Source organism: Enterobacter sp. WCHEn045836 (assembly GCF_003965585.1).
In the GTDB taxonomy this organism is placed as follows: Bacteria; Pseudomonadota; Gammaproteobacteria; order Enterobacterales; family Enterobacteriaceae; genus Enterobacter; species Enterobacter dissolvens.
Window position 1 is genome coordinate 100522 of the sequence record NZ_RXPT01000013.1, and the last position, 19025, is coordinate 119546.

The 19025-nt window shown below is 56.7% G+C and carries 15 protein-coding genes; 5 read left to right on the forward strand and 10 right to left on the reverse strand.

The annotated features are described in order from the left end of the window. The first annotated feature begins 7 nt into the window (after positions 1–7). Entirely contained in the window at positions 8–2089 is a 2082-nt protein-coding gene (malQ, locus tag EKN38_RS17785; protein ID WP_126522500.1) for a 4-alpha-glucanotransferase, read from the forward strand. Positions 2090–2175: 86 nt separating this feature from the next. Here the strand turns inward: malQ and gntT are convergent, their stop codons facing one another. From gntT to gntX, 3 genes are all read right to left on the reverse strand, one after another. Further along, the gene (gene gntT / locus EKN38_RS17790; protein ID WP_013099097.1) at positions 2176–3492 is read right to left on the reverse strand and encodes a gluconate transporter; all 1317 of its coding nucleotides are present in this window, start codon (positions 3490–3492) and stop codon (positions 2176–2178) included. 389 nt (positions 3493–3881) lie between these two features. Continuing rightward, the gene (nfuA, locus tag EKN38_RS17795; RefSeq protein ID WP_013099096.1) at positions 3882–4457 is read right to left on the reverse strand and encodes a Fe-S biogenesis protein NfuA; all 576 of its coding nucleotides are present in this window, start codon (positions 4455–4457) and stop codon (positions 3882–3884) included. A gap of 61 nt (positions 4458–4518) precedes the next feature. Then, positions 4519–5202, reverse strand: a complete 684-nt coding sequence (gene gntX / locus EKN38_RS17800; protein ID WP_014833562.1) for a DNA utilization protein GntX — start codon at positions 5200–5202, stop codon at positions 4519–4521. Positions 5203–5237: 35 nt separating this feature from the next. On the opposite strand from gntX, the gene bioH reads away from it, so the two are divergent. Further along, positions 5238–6020 (forward strand): pimeloyl-ACP methyl ester esterase BioH, encoded by a 783-nt coding sequence (gene bioH / locus EKN38_RS17805; protein WP_014833561.1) that lies wholly within the window; start codon positions 5238–5240, stop codon positions 6018–6020. Here the strand turns inward: bioH and feoC are convergent. The 5 genes from feoC to greB all read right to left on the reverse strand — a co-directional run bounded on the left by feoC (position 5992) and on the right by greB (position 12008). Beyond that, positions 5992–6231, reverse strand: coding sequence for a [Fe-S]-dependent transcriptional repressor FeoC (gene feoC, locus EKN38_RS17810; protein ID WP_013099093.1), 240 nt, complete (start codon positions 6229–6231; stop codon positions 5992–5994). The genes bioH and feoC overlap by 29 nt on opposite strands. An 8-nt stretch (positions 6232–6239) precedes the next feature. Beyond that, on the reverse strand, positions 6240–8558 hold the full coding sequence (gene feoB / locus EKN38_RS17815; RefSeq protein WP_014833560.1) for a Fe(2+) transporter permease subunit FeoB: 2319 nt from the start codon (positions 8556–8558) through the stop codon (positions 6240–6242). Positions 8559–8588: 30 nt separating this feature from the next. Further along, positions 8589–8816, reverse strand: a complete 228-nt coding sequence (feoA, locus tag EKN38_RS17820) for a ferrous iron transporter A (protein WP_010436417.1) — start codon at positions 8814–8816, stop codon at positions 8589–8591. A gap of 301 nt (positions 8817–9117) precedes the next feature. Then, entirely contained in the window at positions 9118–11448 is a 2331-nt protein-coding gene (locus tag EKN38_RS17825; protein WP_014833559.1) for a Tex family protein, read from the reverse strand. 86 nt (positions 11449–11534) lie between these two features. Then, positions 11535–12008, reverse strand: coding sequence for a transcription elongation factor GreB (greB, locus tag EKN38_RS17830; protein WP_013099090.1), 474 nt, complete (start codon positions 12006–12008; stop codon positions 11535–11537). 232 nt (positions 12009–12240) lie between these two features. Here greB and ompR point away from each other — a divergent pair, with 232 nt between their 5' ends. Together ompR and envZ are read left to right on the forward strand one after the other, a co-directional pair. After that, positions 12241–12960, forward strand: a complete 720-nt coding sequence (ompR, locus tag EKN38_RS17835; RefSeq protein WP_006177890.1) for a two-component system response regulator OmpR — start codon at positions 12241–12243, stop codon at positions 12958–12960. Then, complete coding sequence (envZ, locus tag EKN38_RS17840; RefSeq protein WP_014833558.1) at positions 12957–14303, forward strand: two-component system sensor histidine kinase EnvZ; 1347 nt, start codon at positions 12957–12959, stop codon at positions 14301–14303. Before ompR ends, envZ begins: the two co-directional genes overlap by 4 nt. A gap of 96 nt (positions 14304–14399) precedes the next feature. Here envZ and pckA read toward each other — a convergent pair whose 3' ends face one another. Then, the gene (gene pckA, locus EKN38_RS17845; RefSeq protein WP_014833557.1) at positions 14400–16019 is read right to left on the reverse strand and encodes a phosphoenolpyruvate carboxykinase (ATP); all 1620 of its coding nucleotides are present in this window, start codon (positions 16017–16019) and stop codon (positions 14400–14402) included. A 335-nt stretch (positions 16020–16354) separates the two neighbouring features. Between pckA and EKN38_RS17850 the strand changes: the two genes are divergently transcribed. Further along, a complete protein-coding gene (locus tag EKN38_RS17850; protein ID WP_014833556.1) occupies positions 16355–18103 on the forward strand; it encodes a DUF4153 domain-containing protein in 1749 nt (582 codons plus the stop codon). A gap of 34 nt (positions 18104–18137) precedes the next feature. Here EKN38_RS17850 and hslO read toward each other — a convergent pair whose 3' ends face one another. Then, the gene (gene hslO / locus EKN38_RS17855; RefSeq protein WP_014833555.1) at positions 18138–19016 is read right to left on the reverse strand and encodes an Hsp33 family molecular chaperone HslO; all 879 of its coding nucleotides are present in this window, start codon (positions 19014–19016) and stop codon (positions 18138–18140) included. Between the last annotated feature and the right edge of the window lie 9 nt (positions 19017–19025).

Below are 19025 nucleotides of genomic sequence, written 5' to 3' on the forward strand. Positions count from 1 at the left end.
AAGCGCGATGGAGAGTAAACGTCTGGACAGTGCCGCGCAGGCGGCGGGGATCAGCCTCAGTTACATTAATGCTCACGGCAAACCACAGTCTATTGGCGCCGACACCAAAAGACGTTTGCTGGATGCCATGCACAAAACCGACGCGAAAGCGTCGGCCACGCCGGTACCGAACGTCAAAGTCTTCACTGCGGGCAAGAAGATGTCGCTGGCGGTGGAAGGACGTGGCGAGTTTACCTGGCTGCTGACCACCGAAGAGGGACATCAGCACAAGGGCCACGCCACCGGCGGCAAAGCACTCACCCTTCCGGCGAAGCTGCCGGAGGGTTACCACACCCTAACGCTCACCCAGGACGAACTGCGCTTTCACTGCCGGTTGATCGTGGCGCCAAAACGTTGTTATGAGCCGCAGGCGTTGCTCGAAGGCAAAAAGCTGTGGGGGGCCTGCGTGCAACTCTACACCCTGCGCTCTGACAGCAACTGGGGCATCGGCGATTTTGGTGACCTGAAAAAGATGCTGGCATCGGTGGGGGAGCGCGGTGGCGCGTTTATCGGCCTCAACCCGATCCACGCCCTCTATCCGGCTAACCCGGAGAGCGCCAGCCCGTACAGCCCGTCGTCCCGTCGCTGGCTTAACGTGATTTACATCGACGTGAATGCGTTAGAGGATTTTAAAAACAGCCCGGAAGCGCAGGCGTGGTGGGCACTGAGTACCACTCAGCAGGCGCTGAAGCAGGCGCGTGAAGCAGACTGGGTGGACTATTCCACCGTGACGGCGCTGAAGATGGCTGCCCTGCGTCTGGCGTGGAAAGGCTTTTCTCAGCGTGATGATGAAGAGATGGCCGCCTTCCGTCAGTTTGTGGCGCAGGAGGGCGAGAGCCTCTACTGGCAGGCGGCGTTCGATGCGCTGCATGCGTATCAGGTGAAAGAGGACGAAATGCGCTGGGGCTGGCCGGTCTGGCCGGAAGCGTATCAATCCGTCGACACGCCTGAAGTCAAAGCGTTCTGTAAAAAATATGCCGATGAAGTGGACTTCTACCTGTGGCTGCAGTGGCTGGCGTACAGCCAGTTTGCCGCCTGCTGGCAGGTGAGTCAGGGCTATAAGATGCCGATCGGTCTGTATCGCGACCTGGCCGTCGGTGTGGCAGAGGGCGGGGCGGAAACCTGGTGTGACCGTGAGCTGTACTGCCTGAAGGCCTCCGTAGGCGCACCACCGGATATTCTGGGCCCGCTCGGCCAGAACTGGGGCCTGCCACCGATGGATCCGCACGTAATGGCGGCGCGTGCCTATGAGCCGTTTATCGACCTGCTGCGCGCCAACATGCAGAACTGTGGTGCGCTGCGTATCGACCACGTGATGTCCGTGCTGCGCCTGTGGTGGATCCCCTACGGTGAAACGGCCGATCACGGGGCGTATGTTCAGTATCCGGTTGACGATCTGCTGTCGATCCTGGCGCTGGAAAGTAAACGTCATCAGTGCATGGTCATCGGCGAAGATCTCGGTACCGTGCCGGTGGAAATCGTCAGTAAGCTTCGCGACAGCGGCGTTTACTCCTATAAAGTGCTCTATTTTGAAAACGACCATGAGAAAACCTTCCGCGCGCCGCAAGCGTACCCTGAACAGTCAATGGCAGTCGCGACGACGCATGACCTTCCTACGCTTCGTGGCTATTGGGAAAACGGTGATCTGACGCTCGGTAAAACCCTGGGTCTCTATCCGGATGAAGATGTGCTTCGCGGCCTGTATCAGGATCGCGAGCTGGCGAAGCAGGGTCTGCTGGATGCACTGCATAAGCACGGCTGTCTGCCGAAACGCGCCGGGCATAAAGCGTCGCTGATGGCGATGACGCCGACGCTCAATCGCGGATTGCAGCGCTACATTGCCGACAGCAACAGCGCCCTGCTGGGCCTGCAGCCGGAAGACTGGATTGATATGGCGGAGCCGGTGAACATCCCGGGCACCAGCTATCAGTACAAGAACTGGCGCCGCAAGTTATCCACCACGCTTGAGACGATGTTTGCCGATGACGGGGTGAACAGGCTGATTAAGGATTTGGATAAGCGCAGAAGGGCGGTGGGTAAGAAGCGGTAGTTTCACCCTCACCCTAACCCTCTCCCAGAGGGAGAGGGAATAGAACGTAGGCCGGGTAAGCGTCAGCGCCACCCGGCTTTTTTACATCAAACCACCATATTCAACAGCAGCACCCCGACCAGACCGCACACCGAAATAATGGTTTCCAGCGCGGACCAGGACTTGATGGTTTCACCGATAGTCAGGTTGAAGTACTCCTTGAACAGCCAGAAGCCCGGATCGTTCACGTGAGAGAAAATCACGCTACCGGAACCGACGGCAATAACCATCAGCTCAGGGCTGACGCCCGTGGTGGCAATCAGTGGCGCAACGATACCGCCTGCGGTGATTGCCGCAACGGTTGCAGAACCCAGCGCGATACGCAGAACTGCGGCGATAGACCAGGCCATCAGAAGCGGCGACACGTTGGTTTCATGCATCATGGCCGCGATGTATTTATCCACACCGCTATCGACCAGGACCTGCTTGAACGCACCGCCACCGCCGATGATCAACAGCATCATGGCAATGATTTTGATGGAAGAGGTCAGCGTGTCGTTGATCTGATCCATGGAACGACCGCGGTTCAGGCCGAAGGTGAACATCGCAATCAGCACCGCAATCAGCGTGGCCATCACCGGGTCGCCGAGGAACTCAGCAACGGACAGGAACGCGTGACCTTTCGGCAGAACCATCTCTGCCACGGCGCGCATCGCCATCAGGATCACCGGGACCAGAGAGGTCCAGACGCTGACGCCAAAGCCAGGCATCTCTTCTTCGGTGAAGGTTTTCGCGCTGTACAGACCTTCCGGAATCGGCTTATCAATGCCTTTCAGGAAGCGGGCATAAACAGGGCCAGCCAGAATCACGGTTGGGATCGCCAGAATCGTACCGAACAGCAAGGTTTTACCCATATCGGCATGGAAAATGGTGGCAATAGCGGTTGGGCCCGGGTGCGGTGGCAGGAAGCCGTGCGTTACGGACAGCGCCGCAGCCATCGGGACACCCACATACAGCAGCGGGATGCTCGCCGCCGCCGCAATGGTGAAGACCAGCGGCAGCATCAGCACGAAGCCCACTTCATAGAACAGTGCGAAACCGACGGTAAAACCGGTTAACACAACTGCCCACTGGATGTTCTTCTTACCAAATTTGTCGATAAGCGTGGTGGCAATACGCTGTGCGCCACCGCAGTCTGCCAGCATTTTGCCGAGCATGGCGCCAAAGCCCATGATCAACGCAAGGCTGCCGAGCGTGCCGCCGACACCCGCTTTAATGGAACTAATAACTTTGACCAGCGGCATCCCTTGCATCAGACCGACTGCAAGTGCCACCAGAACCAGAGCGATAAACCCGTTCATTTTGAAACGGATCATCAAGAGCAGTAATAACACAACACCGATAGCAACGATGACTAATGGCATGATTTACCTGGCCTTTGAATTGTTATGGGTAACGTCATTGTTTCAACGACACGTTCCGGTTGTCCCAACTGGGAACAGAGTGGTTAACGGCACTAATACTGATACCTTGGAAACTATTTAGTTTAGTCGGCTGTTATGAGTGTGTTTAGTGCCCATGAGAATGATACGGGTAACATGGCGTGATTGAGAATCACCTTGGAGGGCAAAATTTAAATTATGAGACGCAGGTCAACATATAGAGGTAAACGCAAAACGGTAACCATGAGGTTACCGTTTTTTATGTTTTCACCCTCTCCCGCGGGAGAGGGCCGGGGTGAGGGCATCAGACCGCATTGTACTTGTAGGCCCGGTAAGCGCAGCGCCACCGGGCAATACAGACGGGCAATGAATCAGTAGTAAGAGTGCTCGCCGCGCTGGTGTTCGGTCAGGTCACGCACGCCTTTCAGTTCAGGGAACTCGTTCAGCAGCTGCTTCTCGATCCCTTCTTTCAGGGTTACATCGACCATGGAACAACCGTTACAGCCGCCGCCAAACTGCAGAATTGCGTAGCCTTCGTCAGTGATTTCCATCAGGGAAACGCGACCACCGTGGCCGGCCAGCTGCGGGTTGATCTGGGATTGCAGCAGATACTCTACGCGCTCCATCAGCGGGGCATCGTCAGAGACCTTGCGCATTTTGGCGTTTGGCGCTTTCAGCGTCAGCTGCGAGCCCAGTTGATCGGTGACGAAGTCGATCTCCGCATCTTCAAGATACGGCGCGCTCAGCTCATCAACATAGGCGGTGAGCTGGTCAAATTTAAGGGCAGTGTCAGTTGCTTCCACCGCGTCTGGCGGACAATAGGAGACACCACATTCTGCATTCGGAGTGCCTGGATTGATCACAAACACGCGGATCTGCGTCCCTTCTTCCTGATTTGCCAGCAGTTTGGCAAAGTGCGCTTGTGCAGAATCGGAAATACGGATCATAGCTTTGGCCTAATAGTTGACTAAATTACCTGGGTATAATCATACGCCCATTGGAGAAGGGCTACAAGGTACGGCACAGACACCATACCTGAACCGACGCGGCGCCGCTTTGCAAAAGCAGTCGGGAAAGTTCAGCAACGGTACTGCCTGTGGTGACGACATCATCCACAATCGCGATATGGAGCCCTTTGACGGCGAATTCAAGGCGAAAGGCGTTTTTGAGGTTCCTTTTGCGAAGCCGGGCATTCAGCTGATGCTGAATGGCGGTGGCATAGCGGCGTGTCAGCGCAGCGGCGGGGTACTGACAGCCGAGCCACCGGGCGAGCGGACGGCAGAGCAGGTCGCTCTGGTTGTAGCCACGCCGCCAGTGACGGCGTTGGTATAAGGGCACATTCACCACCATATCCACTTTCGGCAGCGCGCGGGTGCGCCGTGCCTGCAACACCGCCAGCAATAACAGGCGGGCGAGAGGGCGAGCCAGCGCACTCTGGCCGGAAAACTTCAGCGCGTGGATAAGCCTGCTTAACGGTGGAACGTAATCATCAACCGCCACCAGAGCGCTCCACGGCGGTGGTTTTTTCAGGCAACGACCGCAGGGAAACTGTGGGCTGTACGCCGGTAAACCGCACTGTGGACACGTTGTGATGCTGCTTGCCAGCGAACGCGTGCAGACAGAACAGACTCCCCACGTGCTCAGCGCAAGCGGCATTCGGCATAGCCAGCACAAGCCGGGCACTGTTAGCATAGGCAACCTCCATGTAAAAAAGAGAACAGTAACTGATGAACACGCTGTGGTGGCAGACCGTCGGGACGGGAAATCGCCATCTTGTGCTGCTGCACGGATGGGGACTGAATGCGGAAGTATGGCATTGCGTAAATGAGGAACTTGCCTCGCATTTCACGCTGCATCTGGTGGATTTACCCGGTTTTGGCCGCAGCCGCGGCTATGGGGCGATGTCGCTTGAAGAGATGGCGCAGCAGGTTCTGGCCGCCGCACCGCAACAGGCCATCTGGCTCGGCTGGAGTCTGGGCGGGCTGGTGGCAAGTGAGGTTGCATTAACGAACCCTGAACGCGTGCAGGCGCTGGTAACGGTGGCCTCGTCGCCGAACTTCAGTGCGCAGGAGGAGTGGCCGGGTATTAAGCCGGATGTACTGAGCAACTTCCAGCGGCAGTTGAGCGAAGATTACCAGCGAACAGTAGAACGCTTCCTGGCTCTGCAGACGATGGGGACGGAGAGCGCCCGTAAGGATGCTCGTCTGCTGAAGCAGACCGTGCTGTCGCTGCCGATGCCGGACGTGGAGGTGCTGAACGGGGGACTCGAGTTACTGAAAACGGTCGACCTGCGTGAGCCGCTGACCGCGCTGGCGGTGCCCCACCTGCGCATTTATGGTTATCTGGATGGGCTGGTTCCACGCAAAGTGGTACCACTGCTGGATGAACTGTGGCCAGAGAGTCAATCGCTGACAATCGCCAAAGCGGCCCATGCGCCGTTTATCTCGCATCCTGCCGAGTTTTGTTCAGCGTTGATCGCCTTCAGTCACGAAGTGCCCACCACTCCCTGAGACAGGCTTTCCCTTCCGGGCAATGTTTACAACTGCCGGACAGACAACCGTCCGGCTCTTCCTGAATACGTATGGCTTTCCCCATCGCTTCCAGTCTTTCCAGCATGGCATCGATCATTGGCTGCGGCGTATGCAGGCTGAGGCTCAGCTGTTTTGCCTCCATACGCCCCTGCAACGCCAGTAAATCACGAACCTGAATCAACGATGCCATGGCTCCCCCTAGTGACAATCGCCCGCCGGGCTGTTGCAGCAGGTCGCGGCGGTTTTACGGTTTGCCAGCAGGTTGATATCGACGCGGCTGCGTGCCCGGCGTAGCAGACCGAGAACGAGCACGTTAAACAGCACAACCGCCAGGATGCAGACCAGGCTGTAGCGCGGATGCTGGCTGAAGTTAACGGTCTGGTAAAAGAGCGTCGCCAGCGAGTAGGCGATGTTTAATCCCCACAGGATGGAGAACCCCATCCAGCCGCGGCTGGACTCACGGGCTATCGCCCCCATCACCGAGATGCACGGAATATAGAGCAGGACAAAGATGAGGTAGCTGTAGGCCGCTGACGCGCTGTCAAATTTCTCGCTCATCACGCCCATGGCACCGGTGGCCATTTCGCCGTCGCCTTTGCTGGCTTCAATCGGGTTCGCCAGTACGCTCAGGCTGAAGGTGTCTTTCAGGCTCTGCCAGGTCTCTTCCACCGCGCCGAGCAGTTCATCACCGAGGTGGAACGCTGCCGGGTTAAACGCTTCTTCCTGGATATTCTCTGCGGTGTACAGCGTGTTCAGGGTGCCGACCACCACCTCTTTTGCCATCGCTCCGGTGAACAGGCCAACGGTCGCCTGCCAGTTATCCTCATGCACGCCAATGGGTTTAAACACCGGGGTAATGACGCGGCTGACGGAGGCGAGGGCGGAGTCGTTGATGTTATCCGCCGCCTGCCCGCTCAGGGTGAAGCTGTTCAGCGCGCTCAGGAAGATGCTGACGATGACAATCACTTTACCGGCGCGCAGCACAAAACCTTTCAGGCGCTGCCAGGTCTGGATCGCCAGGCTTTTCAGATGCGGCACGTGATACACCGGCAGTTCCATCACAAACGGTGACGCTTCCCCGCGCATGATGGTGTGTTTAAGCATGAGCCCGGTCAGGATCGCCATCACGATGCCCAGCACATACAGCGAGAAGACCGCCAGTGCTCCTTGCTGACCAAAGAAGGCCGCGGCGAAGACCGCAAAGATAGCCAGTCGCGCTCCGCAGGACATAAATGGCGCCATCATGATGGTCATCAGACGTTCGCGGGGGGCATCAAGCGTGCGCGCACCCATTACCGACGGCACGTTACAGCCGAAGCCGACAATCAGCGGGACGAAGGATTTACCCGGCAGGCCCAGGGCCTGCATCAGGCGATCCATCACGAAGGCCGCGCGGGCCATGTACCCGGAGTCCTCAAGGAACGACAGGAACAGGTACATCATGCCGATTTGCGGTACCAGCGGCAGAACGGTGTTGATACCACCACCGATCCCCTGGGCTAGGAAAATGGTCAGCCATTCCGGGAAGTGCAGGGTGTAACCCAGCCACTGAATGCCGTGGACAAATATCGCCACCGAACCGGCATCGAACACAGGCTGTAGTGCGCCGCCGATGTTAATGGCGAGCAGGAACATCAGGTACATCACCAGTAAAAAGATCGGCAAACCGAGGAAGCGGTTGAGTACAATCTTGTCCACGGCGGCCGTAAAGCGGCTTGGCTCGGCCGTCAGGGCGTTACTGACCACGTCGCAAATGGCGGCGATGGCCTGATAGCGCGCGTCGGCGATGTGCAGGGCCGGGTCATCGAGCTCATCGCTCAGACGCGCCAGCGCCACGTCCAGTTTGTCTGCAGCATGGCCCGCATAGGCGCGGCTGTAGATATCGCCTTCCAGCATCTGCAGGCCGAGCCACAGGCGCTGTCTGGCGGGCATGCTGTTGTCCATCTCCTGCGCCAGCAGACCGGCCTCGCGCAGCAGCGGTTGCGCATAGTGCACCAGCTCAACGTCGGCGTTGCCCGCGTGACGGTCAATGGCCAGCTTCAGCGCGTCAATTCCGCGGGCACGGGTAGAAACCAGCGGCACCACCGGGCAACCCAGACGCGCGGAGAGGGCGTCGACGTCGATACGCAGCTTTTGTTTCTCTGCGATGTCGAGCATGTTGAGCGCCACAATGCAGGGGATCCCCAGCTCAAGCAATTGCAGCGTCAGATAGAGGTTACGCTCCAGGTTAGACGCATCGACCACGTTGATTAACAGGTCCGCATCGCCACTCAGAATATAGTGACAGGCAATCTGCTCATCGAGCGAGGTTTGTGACGAAATGGTGGTTAAGGAGTAGGTGCCGGGCAGATCCACCAGCGTGACCTGATTGTCTGTCGTGGTGAACTGGCCTTCTTTACGTTCTACCGTTACGCCCGCCCAGTTACCCACACGCTGGCGTGCACCGGTGAGCTGGTTAAATAACGTTGTCTTGCCGGAATTAGGATTGCCAATTAAGCCAATAGTTAATTTTTTCATTGTTTTCGACTCACTGAAACCGCTGGCTTGTTATTGGGATAAGGCTTCGACTTCAATTAATGCGAGGTCTTTTTTACGCAGTACCAGATTCACACGCCGGGTTTCGATATGAACAGGATCCCCTAACGGGGCCACGCGCACCACCTGGAATGACGAGCCGGGCAGCATGCCCAGCGACAGCAGCTTTTGCCGATAGGCCGGGCTAATTTCGCGGGTAAAACCGGTAATTTTCCATGCACTGTCTGGAGTGAATTGCATAATGCCTGATTCCACGGAAGGTTAAATTATCTACTATGGGATGATAATGAGAATAGTTTTTATCAGCAATATGAAAACTGTGACGGAATGTTGTTAAGCGTATTAATTTACGGCCTGTTTGACCTTGCTCAATATTTGCTGAATTACGGGGCAGGGAATAATAAATGTATTTGTTAACGGAGTGATAAAGGGTGGTTTAAATATGGATATGCAATCGGTTTCATCTCTTGCGATATAATTTGTCCTCTCACCCCGGCCCTCTCCCCAAGGGAGAGGGTTAGGGTGAGGGGCATTTACAACCTTAGCGTTTCTTACCCATCGCGGCCGCCAGCGCATCCATCATCGCGCTGTTGCCCGCCGGCTGGGCATGACGTCCGCGTGGCTTCGCGCCTTTGGCGGCCGGGCACTGCTGCTCACGGCCACCGCCGTTACTGCCGCGGCGCGCGTTGGTTTCACCTGGCTGTTCGTCCAGACGCATGGTCAGCGCGATGCGCTTGCGCTGCAGGTCCACTTCCAGCACTTTCACCTTCACGATGTCGCCCGCTTTGACCACGGTATGCGGGTCTTCAACAAACTTGTCGGCGAGGGAAGAGATATGGACCAGACCGTCCTGATGCACGCCGATATCCACAAACGCGCCAAAGTTGGTGACGTTGGTGACCGCACCTTCCAGCACCATGCCGGGCAGCAGGTCGTTCATGGTCTCCACGCCGTCAGCAAAGGTCGCGGTTTTAAACTCAGGACGCGGATCGCGGCCCGGTTTTTCCAGCTCTTTGATGATGTCGGTCACGGTCGGCACGCCGAACTGCTCGTCGGTGAAATCGACCGCTTTCAGGTTGCGCAGTGCGTTGCTGTCGCCCATCAGGTCTTTGAGTGCCTGCTGGGTCGCTGCCAGAATGCGCTCAACCACCGGGTAGGCTTCCGGGTGAACGGTTGACGCATCCAGCGGGTTATCGCCGTGGTTGATGCGCAGGAAGCCCGCACACTGCTCAAACGCTTTCGGCCCCAGACGGCTTACCTTCAGCAACTGCTGGCGGTTCTGGAACTGGCCGTTCTCATCACGCCAGGCAACGATGTTCTGCGCCATCATGCGGGTTAAGCCTGCCACGCGGGTCAGCAGAGGAACGGAGGCGGTGTTCAGGTCCACGCCCACGGCGTTTACGCAATCTTCCACCACCGCATCCAGCTTACGCGCCAGCTGCGTCTGGCTCACGTCGTGCTGATACTGGCCCACACCGATGGATTTCGGGTCGATCTTCACCAGCTCCGCCAGCGGATCCTGCAGACGACGGGCGATAGAGACCGCACCGCGCAGGGAGACGTCCAGGTCCGGGAACTCCTGGGCCGCCAGCTCAGACGCAGAATAGACGGACGCACCGGCCTCGCTGACGATCACTTTCTGCGCCGTCACTTTCGGGAACTGTTTTTGCACGTCGAGGTAGAAACGTTCGGTTTCGCGGGAGGCCGTACCGTTGCCGATGGCCACCAGCTCGACGTTATATTTCTCGCACAGCGCGGCCACCACAACCGCCGCTTTCGCCGCCTGACCGGTATGCGGGTAAATGGTGTCGGTTGCCACCAGCTTGCCGGTACCGTCAACCACTGCCACTTTTACGCCGGTACGCAAACCCGGATCGAGACCCATGGTCGCACGCAGGCCAGCAGGTGCGGCCATCAGCAGGTCATGCAGGTTACGGGCAAAGACGTTGATTGCTTCGTCTTCAGCGCGCTCGCGCACGGTGCCCATCAGTTCGGTTTCGAGGTGCATCAGCACCTTAATGCGCCACGTCCAGCTCACCACGCCTTTACGCCAGCTGTCTGCCGGGGCGTTATTCAGGCGCAGGCCGAGGTGGTCGGTGATGATCTGCTCGCAGTGGCTCTCTTTTGGCGGCTCATCAAACTGCGGGTCGGCGTTGAGAGAGAGCTGCAGCACGCCTTCATTACGGCCGCGGAACATGGCCAGTGCACGGTGAGAAGGCACGGTTGAAATCGGTTCGTGGTGATCGAAGTAGTCGCGGAATTTCGCGCCTTCCTCTTCTTTGCCTGCCACCACGGTAGAGACGATGTGGGCGTTCTTCCACAGATAATCACGCACACGGGAGAGCAGGGCGGCATCCTCGGAGAAGCGCTCCATCAGAATGTAGCGTGCGCCATCAAGGGCCGCTTTGGTGTCTGCCACGCCTTTGTCAGCGTCGATAAATTTGGCCGCTTCGGTTTCCGGGTCGTGTGACGGTTCGTTCCACAACAACTCGGCCAGCGGCTCCAGACCTGCTTCAATTGCAATCTGCCCGCGCGTACGGCGCTTCGGTTTATAGGGCAGATAGAGGTCTTCGAGTTCAGTTTTGCTCAGGGTGCCGTTAATGGCCTTTTCCAGATCGCTGGTCAGTTTGCCCTGTTCGCCGATGGATTTGAGGATTGCCTGACGGCGGTCTTCCAGTTCGCGGAGGTAGCCCAGACGGGTCTCCAGGTTACGCAGCTGCGTGTCATCCAGACCGCCGGTGACTTCCTTACGATAACGTGCAATAAACGGCACGGTGTTCCCTTCATCAAGCAGGCGAACGGCAGCTTCTACCTGTTCGGCTCTGGCCTGAAGTTCACCCGCAATAATGCGGCAGAGCGAATCTTTCATCATGGCTTTATCATCTTGTGGGTCAAAAATCAGGGGATAGTTATACGGGCTGACACGGTAAAATGCCAGCCGTGGAGGGCGCTCTCGGACTATTTTACGTAGGTGATCTCGTTCACGTACCAGCTCGCTTCTCCGGCAGGCGTCTGGACGACGGCTAAATCACCCACCTCCTTTTTCAGCAGCGCGCGGGCCATCGGCGAGTCGATGGAGATATAATCCTTACGGCCAAAAATTTCGTCGTACCCGACAATGCGAAAGCGCAGGGTATTGCCATCATCATTCTCGATCTCAACCCACGCGCCGAAGAACACTTTGCCCTCCTGCTGCGGCGAATAATCGACAATTTTAAGATTTTCGAGACATTTGGTCAGATAGCGTACCCGGCGGTCGATCTCACGCAGCCGCTTCTTGTTGTACTGGTAGTCAGCATTTTCGCTGCGGTCGCCCAGGCTTGCCGCCCAGGTCACTTTTTTGGTCACTTCCGGACGCTCTTCGCGCCACAGGTAATCCATCTCTTTTTTGAGTTTTTCGTACCCTTCGCGGGTGATCAGGGGCGTTTTCATACTGTGACCTTCAGACTCGACTTCATTGCAAACATTGCGCACATTACGTATCACGTAGTCTATCAGACAGCGTTAATAATCATTTATGTGATGAATTGTGCAGATAAGCTGCTGTTAAATATGCTTTGTAACAATTTCGACTAGAATTTATACCAGAATTCGCTGGTCGAACCCGTGCACTTTTTTAGAATACGCTGTTATTAGACTATCCGAACCTTTGGGAGTACACACAATGCAAGAGAACTACAAAATTCTGGTCGTGGATGACGACATGCGCCTGCGTGCGCTGCTGGAACGTTATCTGACCGAGCAGGGCTTCCAGGTTCGTAGCGTCGCGAACGCTGAGCAGATGGACCGCCTGCTGACCCGTGAATCCTTCCATCTGATGGTCCTCGACCTGATGCTGCCGGGCGAAGACGGGCTCTCTATTTGCCGCCGACTGCGCAGCCAGAGCAACCCCATGCCAATCATTATGGTGACGGCGAAAGGGGAAGAGGTTGACCGTATCGTGGGCCTCGAAATTGGCGCTGACGACTACATTCCTAAACCGTTTAACCCGCGTGAACTGCTGGCGCGTATTCGTGCCGTGCTGCGCCGTCAGGCGAACGAACTGCCAGGCGCACCGTCGCAGGAAGAAGCGGTGATTGCGTTTGGGAAGTTCAAGCTGAACCTCGGTACGCGTGAGATGTTCCGTGAAGACGAGCCAATGCCGCTCACCAGCGGTGAGTTCGCGGTACTGAAAGCGCTGGTCAGCCACCCGCGTGAGCCCCTTTCCCGTGACAAGCTGATGAACCTGGCGCGTGGTCGTGAATACTCGGCAATGGAACGTTCCATCGACGTGCAGATCTCTCGTCTGCGCCGCATGGTGGAAGAAGATCCGGCGCATCCTCGTTATATTCAGACCGTGTGGGGTCTGGGCTACGTGTTCGTCCCGGACGGCGCTAAAGCATGAGGCGAATGCGCTTCTCACCGCGAAGCTCGTTTGCCCGTACCCTGCTTTTGATTGTCACCCTGCTGTTTGTCAGCCTGGTGACAACCTACCTGGTGGTGCTGAACTTTGCGATCCTGCCGAGCCTTCAGCAGTTTAATAAGGTCCTGGCGTACGAAGTACGTATGCTAATGACCGATAAACTGCAGCTGGAGGACGGCACGCAGTTAGTGGTTCCTCCGGCGTTTCGCCGTGAAATCTACCGTGAACTGGGCATTTCGCTCTACTCGAATGAAGCGGCGGAAGACGCGGGTCTGCGCTGGGCACAGCACTATGAATTCCTCAGCCAGCAGATGGCGCAGCAGCTGGGTGGCCCGACGGAAGTGCGTGTTGAGGTCAACAAAAGCTCACCGGTCGTCTGGCTGAAAACCTGGCTGTCACCCAATATCTGGGTGCGCGTTCCGCTGACAGAAATCCACCAGGGCGACTTCTCGCCGCTGTTCCGCTACACCCTTGCCATCATGCTGTTAGCGATAGGCGGCGCGTGGCTGTTTATCCGTATACAGAACCGACCGCTGGTCGACCTGGAGCACGCAGCGCTGCAGGTCGGTAAAGGCATTATTCCTCCGCCGCTGCGTGAATATGGCGCATCGGAGGTGCGTTCGGTGACGCGCGCGTTTAATCATATGGCGGCTGGCGTCAAACAGCTGGCGGATGACCGTACGCTGCTGATGGCGGGCGTTAGCCATGATCTGCGTACGCCACTCACGCGTATCCGCCTGGCGACGGAGATGATGGGCGAAGAGGACGGTTATCTCGCCGAGTCCATCAACAAGGATATCGAAGAGTGTAACGCTATCATTGAGCAGTTTATTGACTACCTGCGTACCGGCCAGGAGATGCCGATGGAGATGGCAGACCTGAACGCGGTGCTGGGCGAAGTGGTGGCGGCAGAGAGCGGCTACGAGCGCGAGATTGAGACTGACCTTCAGGCCGGTGAAATTCAGGTTCGCATGCACCCGCTCTCCATCAAGCGCGCGGTGGCGAACATGGTGGTGAATGCGGCCCGCTACGGTAATGGCTGGATTAAAGTCAGCAGCGGATCGGAACTTAACCGCGCCTGGTTCCAGGTGGAAGATGACGGTCCGGGTATCAAGCCTGAGCAGCGTAAGCATCTGTTCCAGCCATTTGTGCGCGGCGACAGCGCGCGCAGCACCAGCGGAACCGGCTTAGGCCTGGCGATTGTGCAGCGTATTATCGATAACCATAACGGATTGCTAGAGATTGGTACCAGCGAGCGGGGTGGATTGAGCATTCGCGCCTGGTTGCCGGTGCCGGTGACGCGGGGGCAGGTGAAAGAGGGTTAATCGGGGTGCAGCCTGATGCCCTCACCCCGGCCCTCTCCCACGGGGAGAGGGAGAAACCATTAAAAAAGGCAACTTTCGTTGCCTTTTTGCTTTTACCTACAGCTTCGGTCCCGCACTCACCAGCGCTTCACCCGCCGGGGTATCGGTATACTTCTCGAAGTTCTCAATAAACAGCTTCGCCAGCGTTTCCGCTTTCTCACGCCACTGTTCCGGGGATCCATAGGTGTTACGCGGGTCAAGGATATGCGTATCCACGCCCGGCAGCGCCGTTGGAATAGCCAGATCAAACATCGGCAGGGTGAAGGTTTCAGCGTTATCCAGAGAACCATCCAGAATGGCGTCGATAATGGCGCGGGTATCTTTGATGGAGATACGCTTGCCGGTACCGTTCCAGCCGGTGTTAACCAGGTACGCCTGCGCGCCGGAGGCCTGCATGCGTTTTACCAGCACTTCTGCGTACTGCGTCGGGTGCAGCGACAGGAAGGCCGCGCCGAAGCAGGCGGAGAAAGTTGGGGTTGGCTCCGTCACGCCGCGCTCGGTGCCCGCCAGTTTGGCGGTAAAACCGGAGAGGAAGTGATACTGCGTCTGGCTGGCGGTCAGGCGGGAAACCGGAGGCAGCACGCCGAACGCATCCGCCGTCAGGAAAATCACCTTCGTCGCATGACCCGCTTTCGACACCGGCTTCACAATGTTGTCGATGTGGTAGATCGGGTAGGAAACGCGGGTGTTTTCGGTTTTGGATGCGTCGTCGAAGTCGATAGATCCGTCGGCACGTACGGTGACGTTTTCCAGCAGCGCATCGCGGCGGATGGCATGGAAGATATCCGGCTCAGCTTCTTCAGACAGACGAATGGTCTTCGCGTAGCAACCGCCTTCGAAGTTAAACACGCCGTCGTCATCCCAGCCGTGCTCGTCATCCCCAATCAGACGACGTTTTGGATCGGTAGACAGGGTGGTTTTACCGGTGCCGGACAGGCCGAAGAACACCGCTACATCCCCTTTTTCACCGACGTTCGCTGAGCAGTGCATGGAGGCGATACCGCGCAGCGGCAGCAGGTAGTTCATGACCGAGAACATGCCTTTCTTCATCTCGCCGCCGTACCAGGTACCGCCAATCAGCTGGATACGCTCGGTCAGGTTAAAGGCGATAAAGTTCTCGGAGTTCAGGCCCTGCTCTTGCCACTGTGGGTTGGTGCATTTGGCACCGTTCATCACGATGAAATCGGGTTTGAACGTCTGCAGCTCTTCGTCGGTTGGACGAATAAACATGTTTTTCACGAAATGCGCCTGCCAGGCCACTTCGGTGATAAAACGCACGGAAAGACGGGTGTCGGCGTTAGCGCCGCAGAAAGCGTCGACAATGAACAGACGCTTGCCGGAAAGTTGCTGGGTGACGAGCCCTTTCAGATGCTGCCAGGTTTCCGGGGAGAGCGGTTTGTTATCGTTCTTCCCTTTGCCCTTGTCAGCCCACCACAGCGTGTCGCGGGTGGTTTCGTCTCGGACGATATACTTATCTTTCGGCGAACGACCGGTAAAGATACCGGTATCGACGGCGATAGCACCAAGGTTAGTCAACACACCTCGCTCGTATCCTTCCAGTGCTGGATTGAGCTCTTCCTGATACAGCGTATCGTAATCGGGGTTGTAGACGATTTCCTGGACGTCGTGAATACCATAAGCCTTGAGATCTTGCGGGGTTAAACCAGTAACACGCATATCACTGCTCCTTAGCCAATATGTACTGCCTGAAATTGTAGGGTTTTTCTGAGGTTGTTAACCGCGACGGGGCTCATAGATTTACGTATCTGGTCAAAACCCTTACTAACGGAAAACGCTGCGACTCCAGTCACAGGGCAGGCGGATTATCGCAGGAATCACTTTTTTGTTGGGGAAAATGTTCCGAAAAGGTTAATGGCTGGTGATTTTATCGGAAAGAATGTGAATGTAATCGCATACACGTAAGAAAATTACGTAAGGGTTACAGTATGAAAACGATTCATGTCATTCGCGGATTGATGAAACAATACGCTTTTCTGGAAAAGGGATGAGAGATGGAAAACAGTGAAACGTTATCCCCTTCAACGCGCCTGGCCGTCGTGCTGGTGGGTGCTTTACAGGGACTAATCTGCTACGGGATCAGTGAGTACATCGCGTATGCGAAATTGCCATCCGATACGGTGTGGTCGTTGTGCGTGATGCCTGCAACGGTGGCGATGACTGCCACTGTCGCGCTTTCCGTGACGTCATTCAGAAAACCGTTACTCTGGCTGGCGCTCGCGATCGTTGGCGCTGTTGTCGCCGGGATGGGCGCCTGGCTTAAGTGGAGCGTATCGGGGCTTGAACACTGGGAAATCAAAGAAGCCGTACTCGTCTGGGGCTTTCATCTTCTGTTGATGATGCTATTGATGTTGCCATGGCTGCAAAGGCGTCTGTCGCCTGAGACGACGGCCTCGTTCTACAGTGATTTTTACGATAAGCACTGGCACAACGCGCTGACTGTACTGACTATTTTTATCTCCAACGGCCTCTTCTGGCTGGTGCTTTTCCTCTGGGCTGAACTTTTCAAACTCATTGGCATTCAGTTTTTTGATCGCCTTTTCTTCCAGTCTGACTGGTTTATTTCAGTAGCGATTGGCGTGGTTTCTGCCAGTGTCGCCGTACTGGCGCGCATGCAGGTGCGCTTGATGCGCGCATTACAAAACCTGCTTACCCTGATCGCCACCGGCCTGTTGCCTCTGATGGCGGCCTTAGCGCTGCTGTTTATTGGCGCATTGCCCATGATGGGCTTTGAGGCCATTTCCGCACGGATATCTGCGGCGGGCCTGCTGACCGCCTTAGCGCTACTGCTCCTTTTTCTGGTGACGATTGTCTGGCATCCGCAGCGTCAGACGCTACCTTACTATGCGCTTCTCAACGGGATGGTTCGTCTCGCCATCGCTATCGTTCCCGCCTATCCGGTGTTAGCAGGGTGGGCGTTATGGCTGCGCATTTCGCAATATGGCTGGTCACCGGAACGTCTCTATGGCGTGCTCATTACGCTGGTGGCGCTGGTCTGGGCGGTAGGATTTTGCATAAGCGTTGTCTTCACCCGCCGCGAAGCGCAAAAGCTGCAGGCTTACGTTATCCCGGTAACGGGATTACTTGCGCTTACTCTTCTTATTCTGGTTCATACGCCGGTGCTTGATCCGTGGCGTATCAGCGTTGAAAGCCACATGTCCCGCTATCATGACGGGCGCATCAACGCGGATCAGGTCAGCCTGTATATGCTCAGCAACAGCGGGCGTAAGGGACGCGAGGCCATGCAGACGCTGCAATACGATCGGCAGTTTATGGCTGAGCCAAAGCGCCAGCGTGAGCTGTACGGCCTTCTCAGCGGAAATCGGGACGGAGCAGGGAAGATGACAGTCGCAGTGCTTGAGAAACAGATCCAGCTCGCACCGGGTACGTCTCGACCCGACAAGGGGTTGTGGCAGGCGATGCTGAATAACCAGTACCGATTTGATTCCTGCAGCCGCGAGCGGAAAACCTGTTTACTGATGTCGCTGGATCTGAACGGCGACGGCAAGCCTGAAGCGGTGATTTATCAGTTTAGCGACCGCACGATTGTGGTGTACACGCAAACCCGTACCGGCTGGAAGCTGGCAGGCGATACCTGGAAAATGCCTGATGGTTTATCACGGGAAGAGCTGGAACGCGCAGTGCAGCAGGGGAAGGTGAAACCTGTTGTGAAGCCGTGGGCAGATATTCAGATCTTCGGTGAACGCGTAGAGATAAATTACGATAATGCACTGGTGCGTTAACAAAACGGCTCCTTGCGGAGCCGTTGCTTTATGATCAGTGAACCTGCGGATCCGCCGGAGAGGCGTTGTTGCGGATCTCAGCGATATCCATCGAATTGAACACATAGTGCGTACCGCAGTAGTCACAGTGCATATCGATTTCACCGTCTTCAGCCATAATGCTGTCGATCTCTTCATCCGGCAGGGTTTTCAGTGCGCCAGCGCAGCGTTCGCGCGAGCAGGTACACTTAAACTCCACGGCCTGCGGATCGTAAACCGTCACCTCTTCTTCATGATACAGACGCCACAGCACATCGGTCGCCGACAGGTTGAACAGCTCTTCTGCCTTGATGGTTTCGGTCAGCGTCGCCAGGTGCTCAAAATCATTGGTCTGCGCATCCTGTGCAGGCAGAACCTGCAGCAGCATACCGCCTGCAGCGGGTTGACCGTCTACTTCGCCGGTACGGATGAACAGGCGAGTTGGCAGCTGTTCGGAACGCATGAAGTAATCTTCCAGGCAGGCGGCCAGGGTATCGCCTTCCAGACCGACCACGCCCTGATAGCGTTCACCTTCTTCCGGGGAGATGGTGATCACCAGGTAGCCATTCCCCACCAGCGTTTTCAGGTCGGCATTGTCAGGAATGTCGCCCTGAACGCGCGCGACACCGCGCATCTGCTGCTGATTGTTACCATTGATCACGGCCAGCGACATAGGGCCATCACCCTGCAGCTGCACGGTGATATCACCGGCAAACTTCAGCGTGGCGGTCAGCAGGCTGGTGGCAACCAGCAGTTCGCCCAACAGGGTTTTCACCGGCAGCGGGTAGTTGTGGTTTTCCAGAATCTGTTTCCAGGTTTCGGATACGGTGACCAGCTCGCCACGCACGGCGAATTGTTCAAACAGATAGCGGTGTAATTGGTCGTGTTGGGCCATAATAGTCTC

Coding starts and splice junctions, on each gene's coding strand:
- malQ (WP_126522500.1), top strand. CDS start 8: ATGGAGAGTAAACGTCTGGACAGTGCCGCGCAGGCGGCGGGGATCAGC.
- gntT (WP_013099097.1), bottom strand. CDS start 3,492: ATGCCATTAGTCATCGTTGCTATCGGTGTTGTGTTATTACTGCTCTTG.
- nfuA (WP_013099096.1), bottom strand. CDS start 4,457: ATGATCCGTATTTCCGATTCTGCACAAGCGCACTTTGCCAAACTGCTG.
- gntX (WP_014833562.1), bottom strand. CDS start 5,202: ATGCTAACAGTGCCCGGCTTGTGCTGGCTATGCCGAATGCCGCTTGCG.
- bioH (WP_014833561.1), top strand. CDS start 5,238: ATGAACACGCTGTGGTGGCAGACCGTCGGGACGGGAAATCGCCATCTT.
- feoC (WP_013099093.1), bottom strand. CDS start 6,231: ATGGCATCGTTGATTCAGGTTCGTGATTTACTGGCGTTGCAGGGGCGT.
- feoB (WP_014833560.1), bottom strand. CDS start 8,558: ATGAAAAAATTAACTATTGGCTTAATTGGCAATCCTAATTCCGGCAAG.
- feoA (WP_010436417.1), bottom strand. CDS start 8,816: ATGCAATTCACTCCAGACAGTGCATGGAAAATTACCGGTTTTACCCGC.
- EKN38_RS17825 (WP_014833559.1), bottom strand. CDS start 11,448: ATGATGAAAGATTCGCTCTGCCGCATTATTGCGGGTGAACTTCAGGCC.
- greB (WP_013099090.1), bottom strand. CDS start 12,008: ATGAAAACGCCCCTGATCACCCGCGAAGGGTACGAAAAACTCAAAAAA.
- ompR (WP_006177890.1), top strand. CDS start 12,241: ATGCAAGAGAACTACAAAATTCTGGTCGTGGATGACGACATGCGCCTG.
- envZ (WP_014833558.1), top strand. CDS start 12,957: ATGAGGCGAATGCGCTTCTCACCGCGAAGCTCGTTTGCCCGTACCCTG.
- pckA (WP_014833557.1), bottom strand. CDS start 16,019: ATGCGTGTTACTGGTTTAACCCCGCAAGATCTCAAGGCTTATGGTATT.
- EKN38_RS17850 (WP_014833556.1), top strand. CDS start 16,355: ATGGAAAACAGTGAAACGTTATCCCCTTCAACGCGCCTGGCCGTCGTG.
- hslO (WP_014833555.1), bottom strand. CDS start 19,016: ATGGCCCAACACGACCAATTACACCGCTATCTGTTTGAACAATTCGCC.